This is a genomic window from Actinoplanes philippinensis (assembly GCF_900113015.1).
Taxonomy (GTDB): domain Bacteria; phylum Actinomycetota; class Actinomycetes; order Mycobacteriales; family Micromonosporaceae; genus Actinoplanes; species Actinoplanes philippinensis.
Genome location: NZ_FONV01000013.1, coordinates 272,973 through 289,996, shown reverse-complemented (window position 1 = coordinate 289,996; position 17,024 = coordinate 272,973). Strand labels below are relative to the sequence as shown.

The window sequence follows — 17,024 nt, the reverse complement described above, 5'->3', positions numbered from 1 at the left end:
GCGGGGCACCATTCCGGCTGGTTTCGCGGGTCCGGGGTGTGCGGCGGCAAGGGCGCGGCTCGTGTGGTTTGGGCGGGTGCCGCTCCGGCTGGTCTCACCGATTGCTGGGAGTGTGCGGCGGCAGGGGTGCGGTTTGTGTGGGTTTGGTCGGGTACCGCTCGCCCTGGCTTCACCCCGGTGCGGGCTCTCGCGATGCCGAGGGGGGACGGGGTGCTGTTCGTGCGGTTCGGCCTGCACCGCTCCGCCTGCCCTCGGCTGGATCGGCCTGCCATTCCGCCTGGACGGGGCTGCGATTGCGCCTGGTTTCGGCGTGACGGGGGCTGCGGCTCCGCCTGGTCTTGGCGGGATGGGGCTGCGATTGCGCCTGGTCTTGGCGGGATGGGGCTGCGATTGCGCCTGGTCTTGGCGGGATGGGGCTGCGATTGCGCCTGGCCTCGGCTGGATGAGGGCTGCGACGCCGGCGGTGAGGGAAGGGCCCGGCGTCAGGTCTGTGGCTCGGCGGAATGGAGCCGTGGCCGGTCAGCCAACGCGGTGGCCGGTGATGGTGATGCCGACCATCGTCGGGATGGCGTTTGTCGCGGCGAGTTTCTGGAGATCGCCGTGCGAGGGCCGCCTCCAACGGGTGACGGTCATGTGGGTGGTCGGGTTCTGGTCCAGGCCAGGAAACGTTCGTACAGGTTCAGCGGCAGCGGCCGGCCATCGGCGGTCAGGTCGTCGAGGGCCTCGTACATCTGGGCGGACAGGTAGATCCTCAGCAGTGACGGAAACTCGCGATACTCCTCGAGCAGGCGCGCCCGGGCCTCCGCGCACGGCCATGGGTCGTCGCAGGTGCGGCAACGCCAGTGCGGGCGGTCGTGCAGGTGCTCGGACTCCGGAATTGTGGGCAAGATTCCCCCGAAAGTGATCGGCCGCTCGGTCACGGGATCTCAATGACTGCGGGGCTGGCGACGGGTCCGCCGCCGCCCGCCCTGGTTGACGCGGTGCTCCTGGGCTGGGGTCAGGCGGCCCGCGCGTCCCACGTTCCCGTCCGGATGAGCCGGCCGGGTCTGGCCGTCCGGCGTGATCGGAGCGCCGGAGCCGGGAGGAGCGGTCCGGGAGCGGTAGACCGTGCCGCCGCCGGATGTCCGCTGATCAGGGGCGGGGTACTCGGGCCGTGGATAGGGCGGTGGCGGCGGTGGCGGGAAGCGGTCGATGCAGGGCGCCGGAAGCCCGCATATGCAGCGCCTCCACAGGGTCCGCCAGTCCCGGCGATGGTTCGGATGATGGGGTACCGGATCACTAGGCCGGCGACTGCTAGGCATGGGACCACCTTAATAGGCCGAGGACTAGCTGTCTCCTAACAACTTGGTCAGAGACTAATAGTCCCGCGCCTACGGTCGATCATGTGGGAGTGAAGCCGATCCGCCTCATGGGCGCACACGAGATCCGTATCCGTCTGGGCGGAGTGAGCCGACAGCGGGCGTACCAGATCACCAGCCGTGCCGACTTTCCGAAGCCGGTGGCCGACCTTGCCCAGGGCAAGGTATGGCTGACGGAGGACGTCGAGGCGTGGATGAAGGTCCACCGCCGGGACCTGGACGAGTCCGAGGACTGACTCGTCCGGTCACCGGGGTGACCATTGACCGGCTCGGCGCCGGTCGTCGCTGACGCGGCGGCCGTTCGGTGACGGGCCGGTCGTCACCATGCCTCCGGCATGATGCCGGCTGTCCGATCAGCCGGCATCATGCCGGTTCCGTCCCGAGACGTGGGCGAGGGCGACACCGTCACCGGTACGCGCCACCAGCCCCGCGATCTCGAGAAGCGACAGTCGTCGCAGCACCGTGCGCAGATTCAGCCGTGCCTCGGCCGCGACCTGCTCCGGAGTCACCGAGCCGTTCCGTGGCAGCGCCTCCAGGACGAGGGCGGTCTCCTCGTCCAGGTGGTCATGGCGGCGTTCCGGCCCGCGTGGTGTCTCGGCGTAGTACTCGCCGATCCGCCCGATCTCCTCGAGCACTTCGCCGGCGGAGGTGACCACCCGTGCGTATGGATTGTTCCGCAGGATCTCGTGGCACCCGACCGACATCGCCGAAGTCACCGGTCCCGGGACGACCATCGCCGGCCGGTCGAGCGCCAGCACGCGGCTCATCGTCTGTGCGGCCCCGCTGCGTGCGGCCGCTTCGACGACGACGGTGCCCGCGGTCGCGGCGGCGATGACCCGGTTCCGGATCAGGAACCGGTGCCGAAGCGGTTCGGCGCCGATCGGCCACTCGCTGATGAGCAGGCCGGTGTCGGCGATCCGGTCGAACAGCGCGGTGTTCCCGGCCGGGTAGGGCCGGTCGATGCCGCAGGCCAGGACAGCCACGGTGCGGCCGCCGCCGGAGATCGCCCCACGGTGGGCGGCGGCGTCGATCCCGAACGCGCCCCCGGACAGCACCGTCCATCCGCTCTTGCTGATTCCCGCCGCCAGTTCGCCGGTGACGTGGATTCCGTAGCTCGTGGCGGCCCGCGCGCCGATGATCGCCACCGACCGTTCCAGCGTCTCGCCGAGCGGCCACGGCCCGCGCACCCAGAAGCAGAGCGGCGGGCGGATGTCGCTGTTGATCCGGCCGCCGGTGTCCATCTCCATGGCGGCCAGATCGGCGACCCGCCGGGGCCACTCGTCGTCGGCCGGGACCACGAGGCGGGCGCCGAGGCGGTCGGCCCGCCGCAGCACGATCTCCGCCATCCGGCGTGGGTCACCGGCGGCCGATCGGGCGGCGACCGCGCCCCGCAGCCGGGCGTCCGGGATGTCGCCGCTGAGCAGCCGGTCCAGGGTCGCCGGGGCGCCGGCCTGATGCACGAGGGTCCAGACGGCGCGGTTTCCGGGCTCGGCGAGCCAGGTCAGCGCCACACGGGCGGCCCGATCCTCCGGACCGCCGGGCGGGCAGGTCCCGTTCATGCCGGCAGCAGACATCGAAACCTCCACAAGATGCTCCGATCGAGAAGAAGAGAAGGCCCCGACCGCAGGGGTTGGAGCGGTGACGGGCCAGACCGCCGCTGGGCGCGGGGGACGGACCGTGGAACGAGAAATGGCGAGCCGGATCGCCGTGGCCGGAGAAGCGGCACGGGTCGCTGCCGGACGAGTGCGGCAAATCGCCACCGGAGGAGCCGTATGGCCCCCGGCCGGACGAGTGACACGGATCGCAGCCGGCGGCAGCCGAGGGAGCTCAGACGAAGGAACGGCATGGGTCCGGGCCGGAGAGGTGGGCCGGCGTCCAGCCGGCGGAACGGCATGGGTCCGGGCCGGAGAGGTGGGCGGGCGTCCAGCCGACGGAGAGGGAAGGAGGCGCCCGGGGCGGAGAACACGGTGGGGACGAGGGCGGAAGGAAGGGCGGCCCGGCAGCGGAGACGTGACGGCGAGAAGGGGTACGCCAGGAGGCAGTCACTTCGGGACACGATGGGCCGCCTCTCCCATGCGCAACTGGTAGGCCTCGCACACGTCGCCCTCCGAGGGACGGTCTCTTCCGTCGAGGTCGGCCACCGTCCAGGCGAGGCGTAGGCAGCGGTCGTAGCCGCGGGCGGAGAGGGTGCCCCGGTCCAGCGCGCCGTGCAGGACCGCCGTGTCGCGGGACGGCAGCCGCCACGGGGAGCGCCGCAGGACGGACCCGGGCACCTCGGCGTTGACCCGCCACCCGTCGGCGGCCCAGCGTGCGGCCGCCGCCTCACGGGCGCGGACCACCCGGGCGGCGACGGTCCGGGACGGCTCGGCGGGCGCCGTGTCGGCCATCAGCTGTGCGGCGCGGACCGGGAGCAGGTTGACCCGCATGTCGATGCGGTCGAGCAGCGGCCCGGACAGCCGTCCCAGGTAGCGCCGCCGCACCGTGGGCGGGCAGTGGCAGGCGTGGTCGCCGGCCGGGGAGGCGCACGGGCAGGGGTTGGCGGCGACGATGAGCTGGGCGCGGGCCGGGTACTCGGTGGTGCCGCGGGCCCGGGACAACACGACGCGTCCGCTCTCCAGCGGCTGCCGCAGCGCCTGCAGCGTGGTCCGGCTCATCTCGGGCACCTCGTCGAGGAAGAGGACGCCGCGGTGGGCGAGGGAGAGGGCGCCGGGCCGGATCACGCCGGATCCGCCGCCGACGAGGGCGGCCAGGCTGGAGCTGTGGTGCGGGGCCTGGAACGGTGGCCGGCGGATCAGCCGCCCGTCGGCGGGCAGCACTCCGGCGATCGACTGGAGGGCGGTGACCTCGAGGGCCGCCTCGTCGTCGAGCTCCGGCAGGATCGACGGGAGCCGCTCGGCGAGCATGGTCTTGCCGGCGCCGGGCGGCCCGAAGAGGGCCAGGTGGTGGCCGCCGGCGGCGGCGATCTCCAGGGCGTACCGCCCGGTCTCCTGGCCGGCGAGGTCGGCCAGGTCGGGACCGGCAGGCGGGGGAGCGGCCGGCACGGCCGGCGGGTCCAGCAGCGTCCCGGTGCCCTCGGCGAACGCGACGAGCCGCTGCAGCGTGTCGACCGCCCGCACGGTGACCCCGGGCACCACTGTCGCCTCGCACGCGTTGGCCACCGGCACGATGACCCGGCTGATCCCGGCCCGGGCCGCCGCCGCGACCATCGGCAGCACACCCCGCACCGGCCGGACCGTCCCGTCGAGGCCGAGCTCGCCGATGAGCGCGACCCCGTCGAGGCGGGCCGGCGGCAGCTCCCCGGCCCCGGCGAGGACCGCGGCGGCGATCGCGATGTCGAAGCCGGAGCCGTGTTTGGGCAGCGCCGCGGGCAGCAGGTTGACGGTGATCCGCCGGTTGGGCCAGTCGCGGCCGGAGTTGACGATGGCGGCGCGGACCCGGTCGCGGGCCTCGTTGAGAGCGGTGTCGGGCAGGCCGGTGAGCAGGAGGGTGGGCAGTCCGTTGGACAGGTCGGCCTCGACCTCGACGAGGTGGCCGGCGACGCCGAGCAGCCCGGCGCAGAGGACGCGTGCGTAGCCCATCAGAACGCGTCCCGGATGTGGACCAGGCGGGTGGCGCCGCGGCGTTGCGGCAGGACCTCCACCACGTCGAAACGGATGCGCTCCGCTCGTACCCCCGAATCGGTCAGGAAGCGGATGGCCAGAAGCCGTAACCGGCGCACCTTGCGGTGATCGACCGCTGCCGACGGCGGGCCGAAGGCCGCCGAACGCCGGGTCTTGACCTCGCAGAACACCAGGTCGGCGCCGTCGCGCAGGATGAGATCTATCTCGCCGTCCGCGCAGCGCCAGTTGCGATGCAGCAGTGTGAGACCGGTCTCCTGGAGGTGCTGTGCGGCCAGCCGCTCGCCGTAGGCGCCGATCGCCCGTCGCTGAGTCGTCATGGCCCGGCACGTTCACAGACTTCCGATCACCCTGCGCGACGGCCTGTGGATCGGCCGGTGATGTGGACGACCGGCCGCCGGGCGCGGGAGTGTGCTAGCCACGAGGCGGGACCGGCGGGGGAACCGGCTTGGCGTATGCTTGTCCACGGCGACCGCCCAGGCGGTCGACCTCGCGCGCCCTCCTACGGTTCCGAGCGCTGATCTTCAGCGACGGCCGGAGGCGGCGGCCCTCCCTGGTCCCGATCTCGTCGGGCCCGACTGCGGCCACCGACCGGGCGCCAGGACGCCCACCGCCGGTGAGCGTGACAACCAGGGAAGATCAGGGAGTAACAACCATGGCCGTAGTGACCATGCGTCAGCTGCTGGAGAGCGGTGTCCACTTCGGGCACCAGACCCGGCGCTGGAACCCGAAGATGAAGCGCTTCATCTTCACCGAGCGCAACGGCATCTACATCATCGACCTGCGCCAGACCCTCGACTACATCGAGAAGGCGTACAGCTTCGTGCGTGACACCGTCGCCGAGGGTGGCCACATCCTCTTCGTCGGCACCAAGAAGCAGGCCCAGGAGGCCATCGCCGAGCAGGCGACGCGGGTCGGCCAGCCGTACGTGAACCACCGTTGGCTCGGCGGCATGCTGACCAACTTCCAGACCGTGTACAAGCGGCTCCAGCGCATGAAGGAGCTCGAGGCTCTGGGTGACCTGACCGGCACCGCCGCGGGTTACACCAAGAAGGAGACCCTGCAGCTCTTCCGCGAGAAGACCAAGCTCACCAAGACCCTCGGCGGTCTGCGTGACATGACCAAGACGCCGTCGGCGATCTGGGTCGTGGACACCAAGAAGGAGCACATCGCCGTCGACGAGGCCCGGAAGCTGAACATCCCGGTCATCGCGGTGCTGGACACCAACTGTGACCCGGACGAGGTCGACTTCCCGATCCCGGGCAACGACGACGCGATCCGCTCCGCCGAGCTGCTGACCAAGGTCATCGCGGCCGCCGTTGCCGACGGCCTGATCGCCCGGTCCGGCCGTGGCCGTGGTGGCAACGCCGACGAGAAGCCCGAGGCGGGCACCGTCGCCGCCGGCGAGCCGCTGCCCGAGTGGGAGCGGGACCTCTACGAGGGCGCCGAGAAGAAGGCCGAGGAGCCGGCCGCCGCTGCCGAGGCTCCCGCCCCCGCTGCCGTCGCTGCTGAGTAAGTCAACCGACTGACATCGAGAGAAGAGTCATGGCTAACTACACCGCCGCGGACGTGAAGAAGCTCCGCGACCTCACCGGTGCCGGCATGATGGACTGCAAGAAGGCGCTCGAGGAGTCCGAGGGCGACTTCGACAAGGCCGTCGAGTTCCTGCGCATCAAGGGCGCGAAGGACGTCGGCAAGCGGGCCGGCCGTACCGCCGCCAACGGCATCGTCAGCCACTCGGGCAGCGCGCTGCTCGAGCTGAACTGCGAGACCGACTTCGTCGCCAAGACCCCGGACTTCGTCGCCCTGGGCCAGCGCCTGGTCGAGTTCGGTGAGCAGAACAAGGTCGCCGACGCCGCCGCGCTGCTCGCCTCGACGCTGGAGGACGGCAAGACCGTCGCCGAGACCGTCGAGGAGTACGCCGCGAAGATCGGCGAGAAGATCGTGGTCAACCGCTTCACGATCGTCGACGGCACCGTCGCGGTCTACCTGCACCGCAAGGCGCAGGACCTGCCGCCGCAGGTCGGTGTCCTGGTGCAGTACACCGGCAAGAACGACGAGGCGGCCGACTCGGACGCCCGCGGCATCGGCATGCAGATCACCGCGATGCGGCCGAAGTTCCTGAGCCGCGAGGAGGTGCCGGCCGAGGTCGTCGAGACCGAGCGCCGCGTCGCCGAGCAGACCGCTCGTGAGGAGGGCAAGCCCGAGCAGGCTCTGCCCAAGATCATCGAGGGCCGGGTGAACTCCTTCTTCAAGGACTTCGTCCTGCTGGAGCAGGCTTCGGTCGTCGACAACAAGAAGACGGTCAAGCAGATCGCCACCGAGGCGGGCATCGAGATCACCCGGTTCGTCCGGTTCGAGGTCGGCCAGGAGTAAGGCAGCACCGAAAGCAATGCGTCGGGAGGTCGGGTACGCGATTGAGCGCCCGGCCTCCCGGTCGCATAAGGTCTCTTGACAGATGGAGAAGGGAAGGCGGGTCTCATGACGATGGTGACCGAGCAGTCCGCCACGGCCGACGATCAGAGCCTGCCGACCATGCGCCCTCGGCGGGTCGTTCTCAAACTTTCCGGCGAGGTGTTCGGCGGCGGCGACGTCGGTGTCGAGCCCGACGTGGTGCAGTCGCTGGCCAAGCAGATCGCCACCGTCATCCGGCGCGGCATCCAGGTCGCGGTCGTGGTCGGTGGCGGTAACTTCTTCCGCGGCGCGGAGCTGCAGAAACGCGGTATGGACCGCAACCGGGCCGACTACATGGGCATGCTCGGGACGGTGATGAACTGCCTGGCCCTCCAGGACTTCCTGGAGAAGGAGGGCATCGAGACGCGCGTGCAGACCGCCATCACGATGGCCCAGGTCGCCGAGCCCTACCTCCCGCTGCGCGCCATCCGGCACCTGGAGAAGGGCCGCGTCGTGATCTTCGGCGCCGGCGCCGGCATGCCGTATTTCTCCACCGACACGGTCACCGCCCAGCGCGCGCTGGAGATCCGGGCCGACATGGTGCTGATGAGCAAGAACGGCGTCGACGGCGTCTACACCGCCGACCCGCGGGTCGATCCCAGCGCTCAGAAGCTGGAGTCCATCACCTTCCAGGAGGTTCTGCTGCGCGGGCTCCGAGTGGCCGACCAGGCCGCCTTCAGCCTCTGCCAGGAGAACAAACTGCCGATGCTGATCTTCGGCGCGGAGGGCGACGACACCATCGTGCGTGCGTGCGCCGGCGAGCGGATCGGCACCCTGATCACCGCCGACTGAGGTCGCGTTCACGTCCCCACATCCCGCACCACCGAAGACAGCAAGGAGGCGAGAAGAGCCGGTGATCGAGGAAACCCTCTTCGAGGCCGAGGAGAAGATGGAGAGCGCGGTCGAGCACGCCAAGGAGGAGTTCGCCGCCATTCGGACCGGCCGGGCCACTCCCGCGATGTTCTCCAAGATCCTGGTCGACTACTACGGCGCGCCCACGCCGGTGACGCAGATGGCGTCCGTCGGCGTTCCGGAGCCGCGCATGGTCATCGTCAAGCCGTACGACGCGTCCCAGCTGGGCCCGATCGAGCGGGCCATCCGTGACTCCGACCTGGGGGTCAACCCCAACAACGAGGGTACGCAACTGCGCATCCACCTCCCGCAGATGACGGAGGAGCGCCGCCGCGAAATGATCAAGGTGGCCCGTGGCAAGGCCGAGGACGGGCGTGTCGCGATCCGTAACGTGCGCCGTAAGGCCAAGGACCAGATCGATAAGCTGGTCAAGGACGGCGAGACCGGCGAGGACGACGGCCGTCGTGCGGAGAAGGAGCTCGACGACGTGACGCACCGCTACGTCGCCGTCATCGACGAGCTGCTCAAGCACAAGGAAGCCGAGCTCCTCGAAGTCTGAGCATCGGATGAAGCCCGGCCGACCTCCCCGGAGGGGCCGGGCTTCTCCCCTGTTCGGCCAGGGGCGGTTCACCCGCGGTCAAATTGCCCGCCATCTCGAGAGCTGTTCCGGCGTCACCTTTGCAGTACGCTCTGCACGGTTCCAGTGAGAGTGTGAGTGTGAGTAGCAGGTAGGGGTCCGGCTTTGTCAGTCCGTTCGGCGGCGATCCCGCCTACCACCCCGCCCGAGGTCTGATGTCCTACGTCGATCCCCGTGCCCGGCAGATTCCCGGCGACGACACGAGCGTGCCGGCGTCGTACTTCCATGAGTCAGAGGATCCGAATGCGTATGCCGGGACGGAGCCGGTGAGCGAGGCCGCCCCACGTGGGGAGGGCGGCCGAGGCCGCCGTCGGGCGGGCCGCGGCCGTAAGCCGCAGGGCGGGGGCCGCGCGGGCCGCAATCTGCCGGCGGCCATCGCGGTCGGCCTGAGCCTGGGCCTGGTCGTGCTCGCCTCGCTGCTGATCCAGCCGATGGCCCTGCTGGCCGTGCTGGTGGCGGCGTCCGGCATCGGCGCCTGGGAGATGGCCCGCGCGCTGTCCACCACGGGCGCCAACCCGCCGTTGATCCCCCTGCTCGCCGGCAGCGTCCTGATGACCGGCCTGGCCTGGTATGAGGGGGCCGACGCACTGGTCCTGGGGCTGTTGGTGACGGTCGGCGCGGCCGTGCTGTGGCGCCTGGCCGACGGTGTGGCGGCGGTGCGCCGTGACTTCACGCCGAGTGTGCTGATCGCCGTCTACGGGCCGTTCCTGCTGAGCTTCGCGGCGATGCTGGTGCGGATGGACGAGAGTGACGGGCCACTCATGGTGATCTGCACCCTGGTCGCCGTGGTGCTCTCGGACACCGGTGGCTACGCGGCCGGTGTCTTCCTGGGCAAGCACCCGATGGCGCCGAAGATCAGCCCGAAGAAGTCGTGGGAGGGCTTCGCCGGCTCGGTGACGGCCGCCGCGATCGGCAGCAGCGCGCTGCTCTTCTTCCTGCTGGACATCGGAGTCCACTGGGGCCTGCTGTTCGGCGCGGTCATCTCGGTGGTGGCGGTCCTCGGCGACCTGGCCGAGTCGATGCTGAAGCGGGATCTGAAGGTCAAGGACATGAGCAACCTGCTGCCCGGGCACGGCGGCCTGATGGATCGTCTGGACTCGATCCTGTTCGCCGTCCCGACCGCATACCTGCTCTTCTCGATCATCACGCCGAGCTAGCTGTGGGCGACCTACTCGGCGGACGTGGGAGACTGGATACGCCATGACGATTCTTCCGGTCATCCCGATCAGTCCCGATCAGCCCGACATCCTGCCGTCCGGCCTGACGAAAACACGCCGCCGCCCCAGCATGCCTCCGCGCCATCTCGCCGACATGGATCTCGCGGCCCGCAAGAGCGCGGTCACGAGCCTGGGTGAGCCCGCGTTCCGGGCCAAGCAGCTCTCCACCCACTACTTCGGCCGCCTGGTGCGGGATGCCGCCGAGATGACCGACCTGCCGGCCGGCTCGCGTGACAGGCTGACCGCGGATCTGCTGCCCACCCTGCTCACCCCGGTCCGGGAGCAGGCGTGTGACGACGGCGCGACCCGCAAGACACTGTGGCGGCTGCACGACGGCGCGCTCGTGGAGAGCGTCCTGATGGGTTACCCCGACCGGGTGACGGCCTGTGTCTCCAGCCAGGCCGGGTGCGGCATGGCGTGCCCGTTCTGCGCGACCGGCCAGCAGGGCCTGACCCGCAACCTGTCGGTGGCGGAGATCGTGGACCAGGTCGTCTATCTGGCGGGGGTGGCCGCCTCCGGCGCGGTGACCGGTTCCCCGCCGCGGCTGTCCCGCGTGGTCTTCATGGGGATGGGCGAGCCGCTGGCGAACTATCCGCGGGTGATCGAGACGGTGCGGCGGCTGACCGCCCCCGCTCCGGAGGGCCTGGGGCTGTCACAACGGCACATCACGGTGTCCACGGTGGGTTTGGTGCCCGCTATGCGGCGGTTGATCGCTGAACAGCTCTCCGTGACTCTTGCGCTGTCACTTCACGCCCCCGATGATGATCTGCGCGATGAGCTTGTGCCTGTCAACCAGCGTTGGAAGGTGGCCGAGGTGCTCGACGCCGCGTTTGACTACGCGGCACAGACCGGTCGCCGGGTTTCCATCGAATACGCCCTGATCAGGGACGTAAACGATCAGCCCTGGCGTGCCGACCTGCTCGGCCGTCTTCTGAGAGGCAAGCTGGCCCATGTGAATCTCATCCCGCTGAACCCGACACCGGGCAGCAAGTGGGATGCGAGCCCGAAACCGGTCGAGCGCGAGTTCGTCCGCCGGTTGCAGGAGGCCGGTGTCTCGACGACGGTTCGCGACACCCGGGGGCGGGAGATCGACGGCGCATGCGGCCAGCTGGCCGCGGGTGAGCTGACGGACGCGAGCGCAGGGGGCGCCGCAGCCGACGCGGAGGTGGCACAGTGACTGGGCGCAGGTCCCAGCGAGCGGAGTGGGAGACGTTGTGACGAGTCAGGGGCAGCGTTTCCGAAGGCGTGCGCTGCGGCGTGGCTACAAGGTCGACGAGGTCGACGCCTTCCTGGACCGGGTCGAGGCGACTCTGGCCGGGGAGCAGGTCGGCCCGCCGGTCGGTGCACAGGAGGTGCACGACGTCGTCTTCCGGGTGCGGTTCGGCGGCTATGACGAGTGGCAGGTCGACCTGCACCTCGACCGGGTGGAGCGGCAGCTCGCCGAGTTCGAGGAGCGCGGTGGCCGTCCGGTCGACCCGATGCGCGACTCGATGCGCAGCGGCCTCACGGCCGGCTCGGTTTCCGGCCCGCCGGCGATGAGCCAGAGCCAGGGCTTCGACCGTGGCGGCTTCGACCGTGGCCCCGCCGGTCCCGGCCCCCAGGTGCAGGGTTTCCCGCAGGGACAGCAGGGTGGCTTCCCGCCCGGCGGCCCCGGCATGCAGCCGCAGGGGATGCCGGGCCGGGGCGGCCCCGGCGGTCCCGGTGGCTTCGGCGGCCCGGGTGGCCCCGGCGCCCCGGGGATGAACCCGGCGGCCCAGATGGCGTCGCCGCCGACCGAGCGGCTCCCCGCGCCGATGCGCGACGACCGGATGATGCCGCCGCAGATGCCGCAGCGCCAGCAGCAACAGCAGCTCCCGTCGGGCCCCGACCCGTATGGTCGGTATGACGAGCCGACCGGCTACGGCCAGCAGATGCCGCCGCCCTCCCCGCTGCCGCAGCGTCCCGGCCCTCCGCCCGGCTACGACCCCAGTGGGTATGACCAGGGTGGCTACGACGGCTTCGAGGCCGGCCGGCACGGCAAGACCGACATGACCGCCGAGATCCGGATGCCGGACCGCGATCCGCGTGGCGGCTACGGGCAGCAGATGCCGGGCGCGCCGATGCCGGGTTCCCCGATGGCCATGCCGGGTTCGCCGATGCCGGGTGCGCCGATGAGCGGCCCGCCGTATGGCGGTGGCGGCGGTTACGGCCAGCCCCCGCAGCAGCCTCAGCAACAGCAGCCCGGCCCGCCGATGGGCGAGCCCGGTGGCGAGCTGTACCGGGTGGACCAGCTGCGCCGGACGTTCCAGCCGCGCCGGTTCGGCAGCGGTTACGACCCGATGCAGGTGGACCGGCTGTTCGAGGGCATCCTGCAGGCGATGACCGGCCGTGGGCCGATGCCGGTGAACGAGAACGATCTCGACATGCTCCAGTTCGGTCTGGTGCCGAACGGCTACTTCGAGGCCGAGGTCGACGCCGCGCTGCGCGAGGTGAAGGACATCCTGCTGCGCCGCCGGTGACGAGGACATGCTGAAAGAGGGGGCCGTGGCCCCCTCTTCTGCTGTCCGGGACCCTTACTGGTCGTTGGGGCGCAGACCGCTGCGGCGCAGGATCGCGTCGCCGATGATGATGGCGACGAGGCCGATCGCGAGCACGACGAGCCACACCTTCTCGGTGTTGCCCTGCTGGTTGCCCCAGAAGAAGAGGAGCAGGATCACGGCCGAGATGATCGCGCCCTTCTGAGCCCGCTTGCGGTTGCCGGGCTTCAGCTGGTCGGGCGCGTAGACCTCCTCGTGGTGTTCTTCCGCAGCCACGGTGGCGACCTCCTAGTCGATGTTGAACCGCCAAACAGTCTGTCACGGGGTCGACGGGCGGAGCGCAGCAACCCGGCTGTACTTTCGAGGCGGTCAAAAAACCGCAGTGGCGGTTAGAAGGCAGTCAGCAGAGGAGCGATCAAGTGCGGATCACGGGCACCGGCCATGCGAGCATGCGGATCGACACCGCTGCCGGCAGCATTCTGTGCGATCCGTGGGTTAATCCGGCGTATTTCGCCTCGTGGTTCCCGTTCCCGGACAATTCACAGCTCGATTGGGAGACGCTCGGTGACGTCGACTACCTGTATGTCTCCCACCTGCACCGGGACCACTTCGACGCGGAGCACCTGAAGAGGTTCATCAGCAAGAAGGCGACCGTCCTGCTGCCGGAGTATCCGACGTCGCAGCTGGAGGACGAGCTGCGGGCGCTGGGCTTCACCAGCTTCCTGCGGACGAAGTCGGACGAGGTGCACGAGCTCGACGGCGGCCTCAAGGTGATGATCCAGGCGCTGATCAGCCCGACCGACGGCCCGATCGGTGACTCGTCGCTGTGGGTGGAGTATGACGGGATCCGCGTTCTGAACCAGAACGACGCCCGTCCCGCCGACCTGACCCGGTTCAACGAGCTGGGCCACGTGCACGCGCACATGCTGCAGTTCTCCGGCGCCATCTGGTACCCGATGGTCTACGAGCTGCCGGAGAATGCAAAGACCGCGTTCGGCAAGCAGAAGCGGGAGCGGCAGTTCGACCGCACCTGGCGCTACATCGACGATCTGAAGGCGGACTTCGTCTTCCCGATCGCCGGCCCGCCGTGCTTCCTCGACGACGAGCTGTGGCAGTTCAACGACATCCACGGCGACGAGGGCAACATCTTCCCCGACCAGTCGGTCTTCCTGAGCGAGTATGCGAAGGTCGGCGGCACCAACGCGGTCGTCCAGCTGCCCGGCAGCGTCACCGAGCTGACCGACGGCGGCACGAGGCAGCACACCACCCATCCGACGCCGGTCGACGAGTTCTTCGCGAACAAGCGGGCGCACCTGGAGGAGATGCGGGAGCGCAAACGCCCGATCATCGAGGCGGAGAAGGCGTCCTGGCGGCACCCGGAGATCGACGTCCTCAAGGAGCTGAAGAAGCGGATCGAGCCTCTCCTCGAGGAGTCGATCTACATGGCCAAGGGCGTCGGCGGCCCGGTCCGCTTCGACCTGGTCTCCTACGACGGCGACGAGGTCGAGTCGATCGTCGTCGACTTCCCGGGCAAGCAGGTCCGGGCGTATGCCGACGAGAAGGTCCGCTACCGCTTCCGGACCCAGCGGGAGCTGATCGAGCACCTCATCTTCATCGACGAGGGCGACTGGGTGAACTCGCTGTTCCTCTCCTGCCGCTTCTCCGCGGCCCGGATCGGGCAGTACAACGAGTTCGTCTACGCGTTCTTCAAGTGCCTGTCCGAGGAGCGTCTGCAGTACGCCGAGGGTTGGTACGACGAGCACGAGAAGGCCGTCGACGCCGAGGACATCGAGTTCGGCGACTGGACCGTGCAGCGACGTTGCCCCCACCTGAAGGCCGACCTGTCCCGGTTCGGCATCGTCGAGGGCAACGTGCTGACCTGCCAGTTGCACGGCTGGAAATTCGACCTGCCCAGTGGCCGCTGCCTCACCGGCGTCGGCCACAAGATCAGGGCGACGAAGAACAACTAGACGGAGAGATCCTTGAGGATGCGGCGGGCCGCGTTGTGGCCCGCCGCGCCGATCACACTGCCGGCCGGGTGCGCCCCGGCCGAGCCGTGGTAGAGCCCGTCCAGCCCGGTGAAATACGGCATGCGCTTGTCGAACGCGACAGTGTTGTCGACGTGGTGGATGTGCCCACCGGTGATCCCGAAGTGCTGCTCGATCCCCGGCGGCGTGAGCGGGAACACGTCGGCGACCAGATCCGAGGTGCCGGGCGCATATCTGTCACAGATGGCGAGCAGCCTGTCGACGTACCCCGGAAGCTCTTTGTCCCACGATGTGCCAGACGGCTCGAAGGGGACAGACTGCACGAACAACGCCGAGGAATGATGTCCGGCCTCGTCGCGCAGCGACGGGTCGACGGTGGTGTGCAGGTACCACTCGATGGTCGGCTCGGCCGGCAGGACACCGGCCTGCACGTCCGCCCACATGCCGCGCAGGTTGGCCATCGGCGAACCCTCGCCGGGCAGCAGGTGGATGGTCGAGCCGAACGGCGACGGCGCGCCGGGCGGCAGGCAGTCGAAGCGCGGCAGGTCCCGCAGCGCCAGGTTGACCTTGAGCGTGCTGCCGGTCCGCTTCACCGCCGCCATCCGCCCGGTCAGCTCCGCGGGCAAAACCCCATCAGGGACAAGACCCATCAATTGGTACGGGTCACAGCCGCCGAGAACGACCCGGGCACCGACCGACCGTCCATCCGCCAGCACGACCCCGCTGGCCGCCCCGCCGTCGACGGTGACCGACGTCACCCGCGCATCCGTGAAGATCCGCGCCCCGGACGCCTGCGCCGCGTCGGCGAAGGTCCGCGACACGGTGCCCATGCCGCCCTCGGCGATCAGCCAGGTCCCGTCCGAACCGGGCAGCCGGCACATGTTGTGCACCAGGAAGTTGTGCCCGGTCCCCGGATCGTCCGGCCCGGCGTTGAGCCCGGACAGGCCGTCGGTCACCGCGTACATCGCGACGAGCAGCTCACTCGCGAACCCGAAACGGCCCAGGTAGCCGGCGACCGAACCGCGGACCAGATCGAGGAACGTGCTCTGCAGCTGCGGCCGGATGTGCCGGTCGGCGATCTCCTCCACCGGCGCCGGCTCCTCCAGCCAGGCCGGCGCGAGATCGGCGCGCAGCGCGCCGATCTCCACCGCGAGCGCCTCGTCGGCCTTGGCGTCACGGTCGCTGAGCTGCGCGCGGTTGGCCGCGCCGTCACTGCCGAAGAGCAGGTACGGCGAACCGGCCCCGACACCGGGCAGGAAGTAGTGCGGATCGCGCCGCAGCACCGGAATGTCCACGTCGAGGGTCCGCAGCAGCTCCGGCGGCATCAGCCCGAGCAGGTAGGAGCCGGTCGACTGGCCGAGGCCGGGCACCTTGGGGAAGGGGTGTTCGGTGCGGGTGGCGCCGCCGATCACGCCCGCGGCCTCGAGCACGACGACGTCGAGCCCGGCGCGGGAGAGCAGGATCGCGGAGACGAGGGCGTTGTGACCGGCTCCGATGATCACCACGTCGGCACGGTCCGGAATGGGGGTCATGGTTCGCGAGGTTATCTCCTGATCGCGCTCGGTGACCTCGTCGAAACATCCGAGAATCGCGGCTCGACGGCGCGGGTCGCCGCGAAACCGGTGAGCAGCACCACGTGGAACAGGTAGAGCCACAGGCCGATCGCCACCGCCGCGCCCACCTCGGTCAGCCCGCCGAACGGCACCCCCAGATCCAGCGGCAGCGAACTGAACAGCACCGCCCCGTGCAGGAACCCGGACAGGTTGGCGGCCGTGAACGAGCCGATCAGGATCGTCGCGAGCCACGGCGGGCGGCCCGGCGCCACGTAGCGGAACACCCAGACCACCACCGGGGTCAGCAGCAGCCAGATCGCCAGGAACGACAGCACCACGCCCAGCACCGACCACCAGCCGCCGCGAACCCACAGGCCGCTCGTCGTCGGCAGCGCCAGCAGCAGCGACAACAGCAGAGCCGGGGCGGCCGCCAGCAGCGGCAGCCAGAGCAGCCGGCCCCGCCAGCCGACCAGCCTCTCGCCGGGCCTCGCGATCGAGGCGAACGCGCGGCGCAGGCCCTCGCCGTACAACGTCGCCGGAAGCAGGCTGGCCAGCGCGAACGTCGGCGTCAGAGCCAGCCCGGCATCGATCAGGGCGGCCAGCGCGCCGGGCGCGCCGATCTCCGCCGGCAGCGCCGCGAGGGTCCTTCCGGTCAATTGGCGTACGCGCTCCGCGCCCACCACCAGCCCGGTCAGCCAGATCGCCAGCAGAGCCACCGGAACCACCGCGATGCCGCTGTAGAAGGTGATCGCGGCGGCGTGCAGCGCGACGTCCTTACCGCGGAGCGGCCGCATCAGCGCCGTGATCACCCTTCGCACGCCGATCAGGTACC

16 protein-coding genes are annotated in these 17,024 nt (G+C 70.1%); 9 read left to right on the top strand and 7 right to left on the bottom strand.

The features are described from left to right. Positions 1–629: 629 nt before the first annotated feature. Complete coding sequence (locus BM290_RS33535; RefSeq protein ID WP_239143823.1) at positions 630–920, bottom strand: hypothetical protein; 291 nt, start codon at positions 918–920, stop codon at positions 630–632. 488 nt (positions 921–1,408) lie between these two features. On the opposite strand from BM290_RS33535, the gene BM290_RS33530 reads away from it, so the two are divergent. Then, complete coding sequence (locus BM290_RS33530; RefSeq protein ID WP_052164533.1) at positions 1,409–1,594, top strand: AlpA family phage regulatory protein; 186 nt, start codon at positions 1,409–1,411, stop codon at positions 1,592–1,594. 117 nt (positions 1,595–1,711) lie between these two features. Here the strand turns inward: BM290_RS33530 and BM290_RS33525 are convergent, their stop codons facing one another. From BM290_RS33525 to BM290_RS33515, 3 genes are all read right to left on the bottom strand, one after another. After that, the gene (locus BM290_RS33525; RefSeq protein WP_239143824.1) at positions 1,712–2,932 is read right to left on the bottom strand and encodes a DNA-processing protein DprA; all 1,221 of its coding nucleotides are present in this window, start codon (positions 2,930–2,932) and stop codon (positions 1,712–1,714) included. A gap of 468 nt (positions 2,933–3,400) precedes the next feature. Next, entirely contained in the window at positions 3,401–4,936 is a 1,536-nt protein-coding gene (locus BM290_RS33520) for a YifB family Mg chelatase-like AAA ATPase (RefSeq protein ID WP_093619929.1), read from the bottom strand. Beyond that, complete coding sequence (locus tag BM290_RS33515) at positions 4,936–5,295, bottom strand: YraN family protein (RefSeq protein ID WP_093619928.1); 360 nt, start codon at positions 5,293–5,295, stop codon at positions 4,936–4,938. The genes BM290_RS33520 and BM290_RS33515 overlap by 1 nt, the downstream gene beginning before the upstream one ends. 335 nt (positions 5,296–5,630) lie before the next feature. Here BM290_RS33515 and rpsB point away from each other — a divergent pair, with 335 nt between their 5' ends. The 7 genes from rpsB (at position 5,631) to BM290_RS33480 (ending at position 12,633) form a co-directional block, all read left to right on the top strand. After that, positions 5,631–6,491, top strand: a complete 861-nt coding sequence (gene rpsB / locus BM290_RS33510) for a 30S ribosomal protein S2 (RefSeq protein ID WP_093619927.1) — start codon at positions 5,631–5,633, stop codon at positions 6,489–6,491. Positions 6,492–6,520: 29 nt separating this feature from the next. Continuing rightward, entirely contained in the window at positions 6,521–7,351 is an 831-nt protein-coding gene (gene tsf, locus BM290_RS33505) for a translation elongation factor Ts (RefSeq protein WP_093619926.1), read from the top strand. 159 nt (positions 7,352–7,510) lie between these two features. Continuing rightward, the gene (pyrH, locus tag BM290_RS33500; RefSeq protein ID WP_218163307.1) at positions 7,511–8,221 is read left to right on the top strand and encodes a UMP kinase; all 711 of its coding nucleotides are present in this window, start codon (positions 7,511–7,513) and stop codon (positions 8,219–8,221) included. 61 nt (positions 8,222–8,282) lie between these two features. Beyond that, a complete protein-coding gene (gene frr, locus BM290_RS33495; RefSeq protein WP_093619924.1) occupies positions 8,283–8,840 on the top strand; it encodes a ribosome recycling factor in 558 nt (185 codons plus the stop codon). 233 nt (positions 8,841–9,073) lie between these two features. Beyond that, entirely contained in the window at positions 9,074–10,075 is a 1,002-nt protein-coding gene (locus BM290_RS33490) for a phosphatidate cytidylyltransferase (RefSeq protein WP_093619923.1), read from the top strand. 43 nt (positions 10,076–10,118) lie between these two features. After that, complete coding sequence (gene rlmN / locus BM290_RS33485; protein ID WP_093619922.1) at positions 10,119–11,312, top strand: dual-specificity RNA methyltransferase RlmN; 1,194 nt, start codon at positions 10,119–10,121, stop codon at positions 11,310–11,312. A gap of 37 nt (positions 11,313–11,349) precedes the next feature. Beyond that, complete coding sequence (locus BM290_RS33480) at positions 11,350–12,633, top strand: DivIVA domain-containing protein (protein WP_093619921.1); 1,284 nt, start codon at positions 11,350–11,352, stop codon at positions 12,631–12,633. A 54-nt stretch (positions 12,634–12,687) separates the two neighbouring features. Here the strand turns inward: BM290_RS33480 and BM290_RS33475 are convergent, their stop codons facing one another. Beyond that, positions 12,688–12,927: a DUF2631 domain-containing protein gene (locus BM290_RS33475; RefSeq protein WP_093619920.1), complete on the bottom strand. Its 240-nt coding sequence runs from the start codon at positions 12,925–12,927 to the stop codon at positions 12,688–12,690. A 143-nt stretch (positions 12,928–13,070) separates the two neighbouring features. Between BM290_RS33475 and BM290_RS33470 the strand changes: the two genes are divergently transcribed. Next, entirely contained in the window at positions 13,071–14,621 is a 1,551-nt protein-coding gene (locus tag BM290_RS33470) for a Rieske 2Fe-2S domain-containing protein (protein WP_093619919.1), read from the top strand. Here the strand turns inward: BM290_RS33470 and BM290_RS33465 are convergent. Then, the gene (locus BM290_RS33465) at positions 14,618–16,171 is read right to left on the bottom strand and encodes a phytoene desaturase family protein (protein WP_093619918.1); all 1,554 of its coding nucleotides are present in this window, start codon (positions 16,169–16,171) and stop codon (positions 14,618–14,620) included. The genes BM290_RS33470 and BM290_RS33465 overlap by 4 nt on opposite strands. Positions 16,172–16,182: 11 nt before the next feature. Then, positions 16,183–16,986 (bottom strand): YhjD/YihY/BrkB family envelope integrity protein, encoded by an 804-nt coding sequence (locus BM290_RS33460; RefSeq protein ID WP_093619991.1) that lies wholly within the window; start codon positions 16,984–16,986, stop codon positions 16,183–16,185. Positions 16,987–17,024: the final 38 nt, after the last annotated feature.

Coding starts and splice junctions, on each gene's coding strand:
- rpsB (WP_093619927.1), top strand. CDS start 5,631: ATGGCCGTAGTGACCATGCGTCAGCTGCTGGAGAGCGGTGTCCACTTC.
- BM290_RS33530 (WP_052164533.1), top strand. CDS start 1,409: ATGGGCGCACACGAGATCCGTATCCGTCTGGGCGGAGTGAGCCGACAG.
- tsf (WP_093619926.1), top strand. CDS start 6,521: ATGGCTAACTACACCGCCGCGGACGTGAAGAAGCTCCGCGACCTCACC.
- BM290_RS33460 (WP_093619991.1), bottom strand. CDS start 16,986: ATGCGGCCGCTCCGCGGTAAGGACGTCGCGCTGCACGCCGCCGCGATC.
- BM290_RS33520 (WP_093619929.1), bottom strand. CDS start 4,936: ATGGGCTACGCACGCGTCCTCTGCGCCGGGCTGCTCGGCGTCGCCGGC.
- pyrH (WP_218163307.1), top strand. CDS start 7,511: ATGCGCCCTCGGCGGGTCGTTCTCAAACTTTCCGGCGAGGTGTTCGGC.
- BM290_RS33525 (WP_239143824.1), bottom strand. CDS start 2,932: ATGTCTGCTGCCGGCATGAACGGGACCTGCCCGCCCGGCGGTCCGGAG.
- rlmN (WP_093619922.1), top strand. CDS start 10,119: ATGACGATTCTTCCGGTCATCCCGATCAGTCCCGATCAGCCCGACATC.
- BM290_RS33465 (WP_093619918.1), bottom strand. CDS start 16,171: ATGACCCCCATTCCGGACCGTGCCGACGTGGTGATCATCGGAGCCGGT.
- BM290_RS33515 (WP_093619928.1), bottom strand. CDS start 5,295: ATGACGACTCAGCGACGGGCGATCGGCGCCTACGGCGAGCGGCTGGCC.
- BM290_RS33490 (WP_093619923.1), top strand. CDS start 9,074: ATGTCCTACGTCGATCCCCGTGCCCGGCAGATTCCCGGCGACGACACG.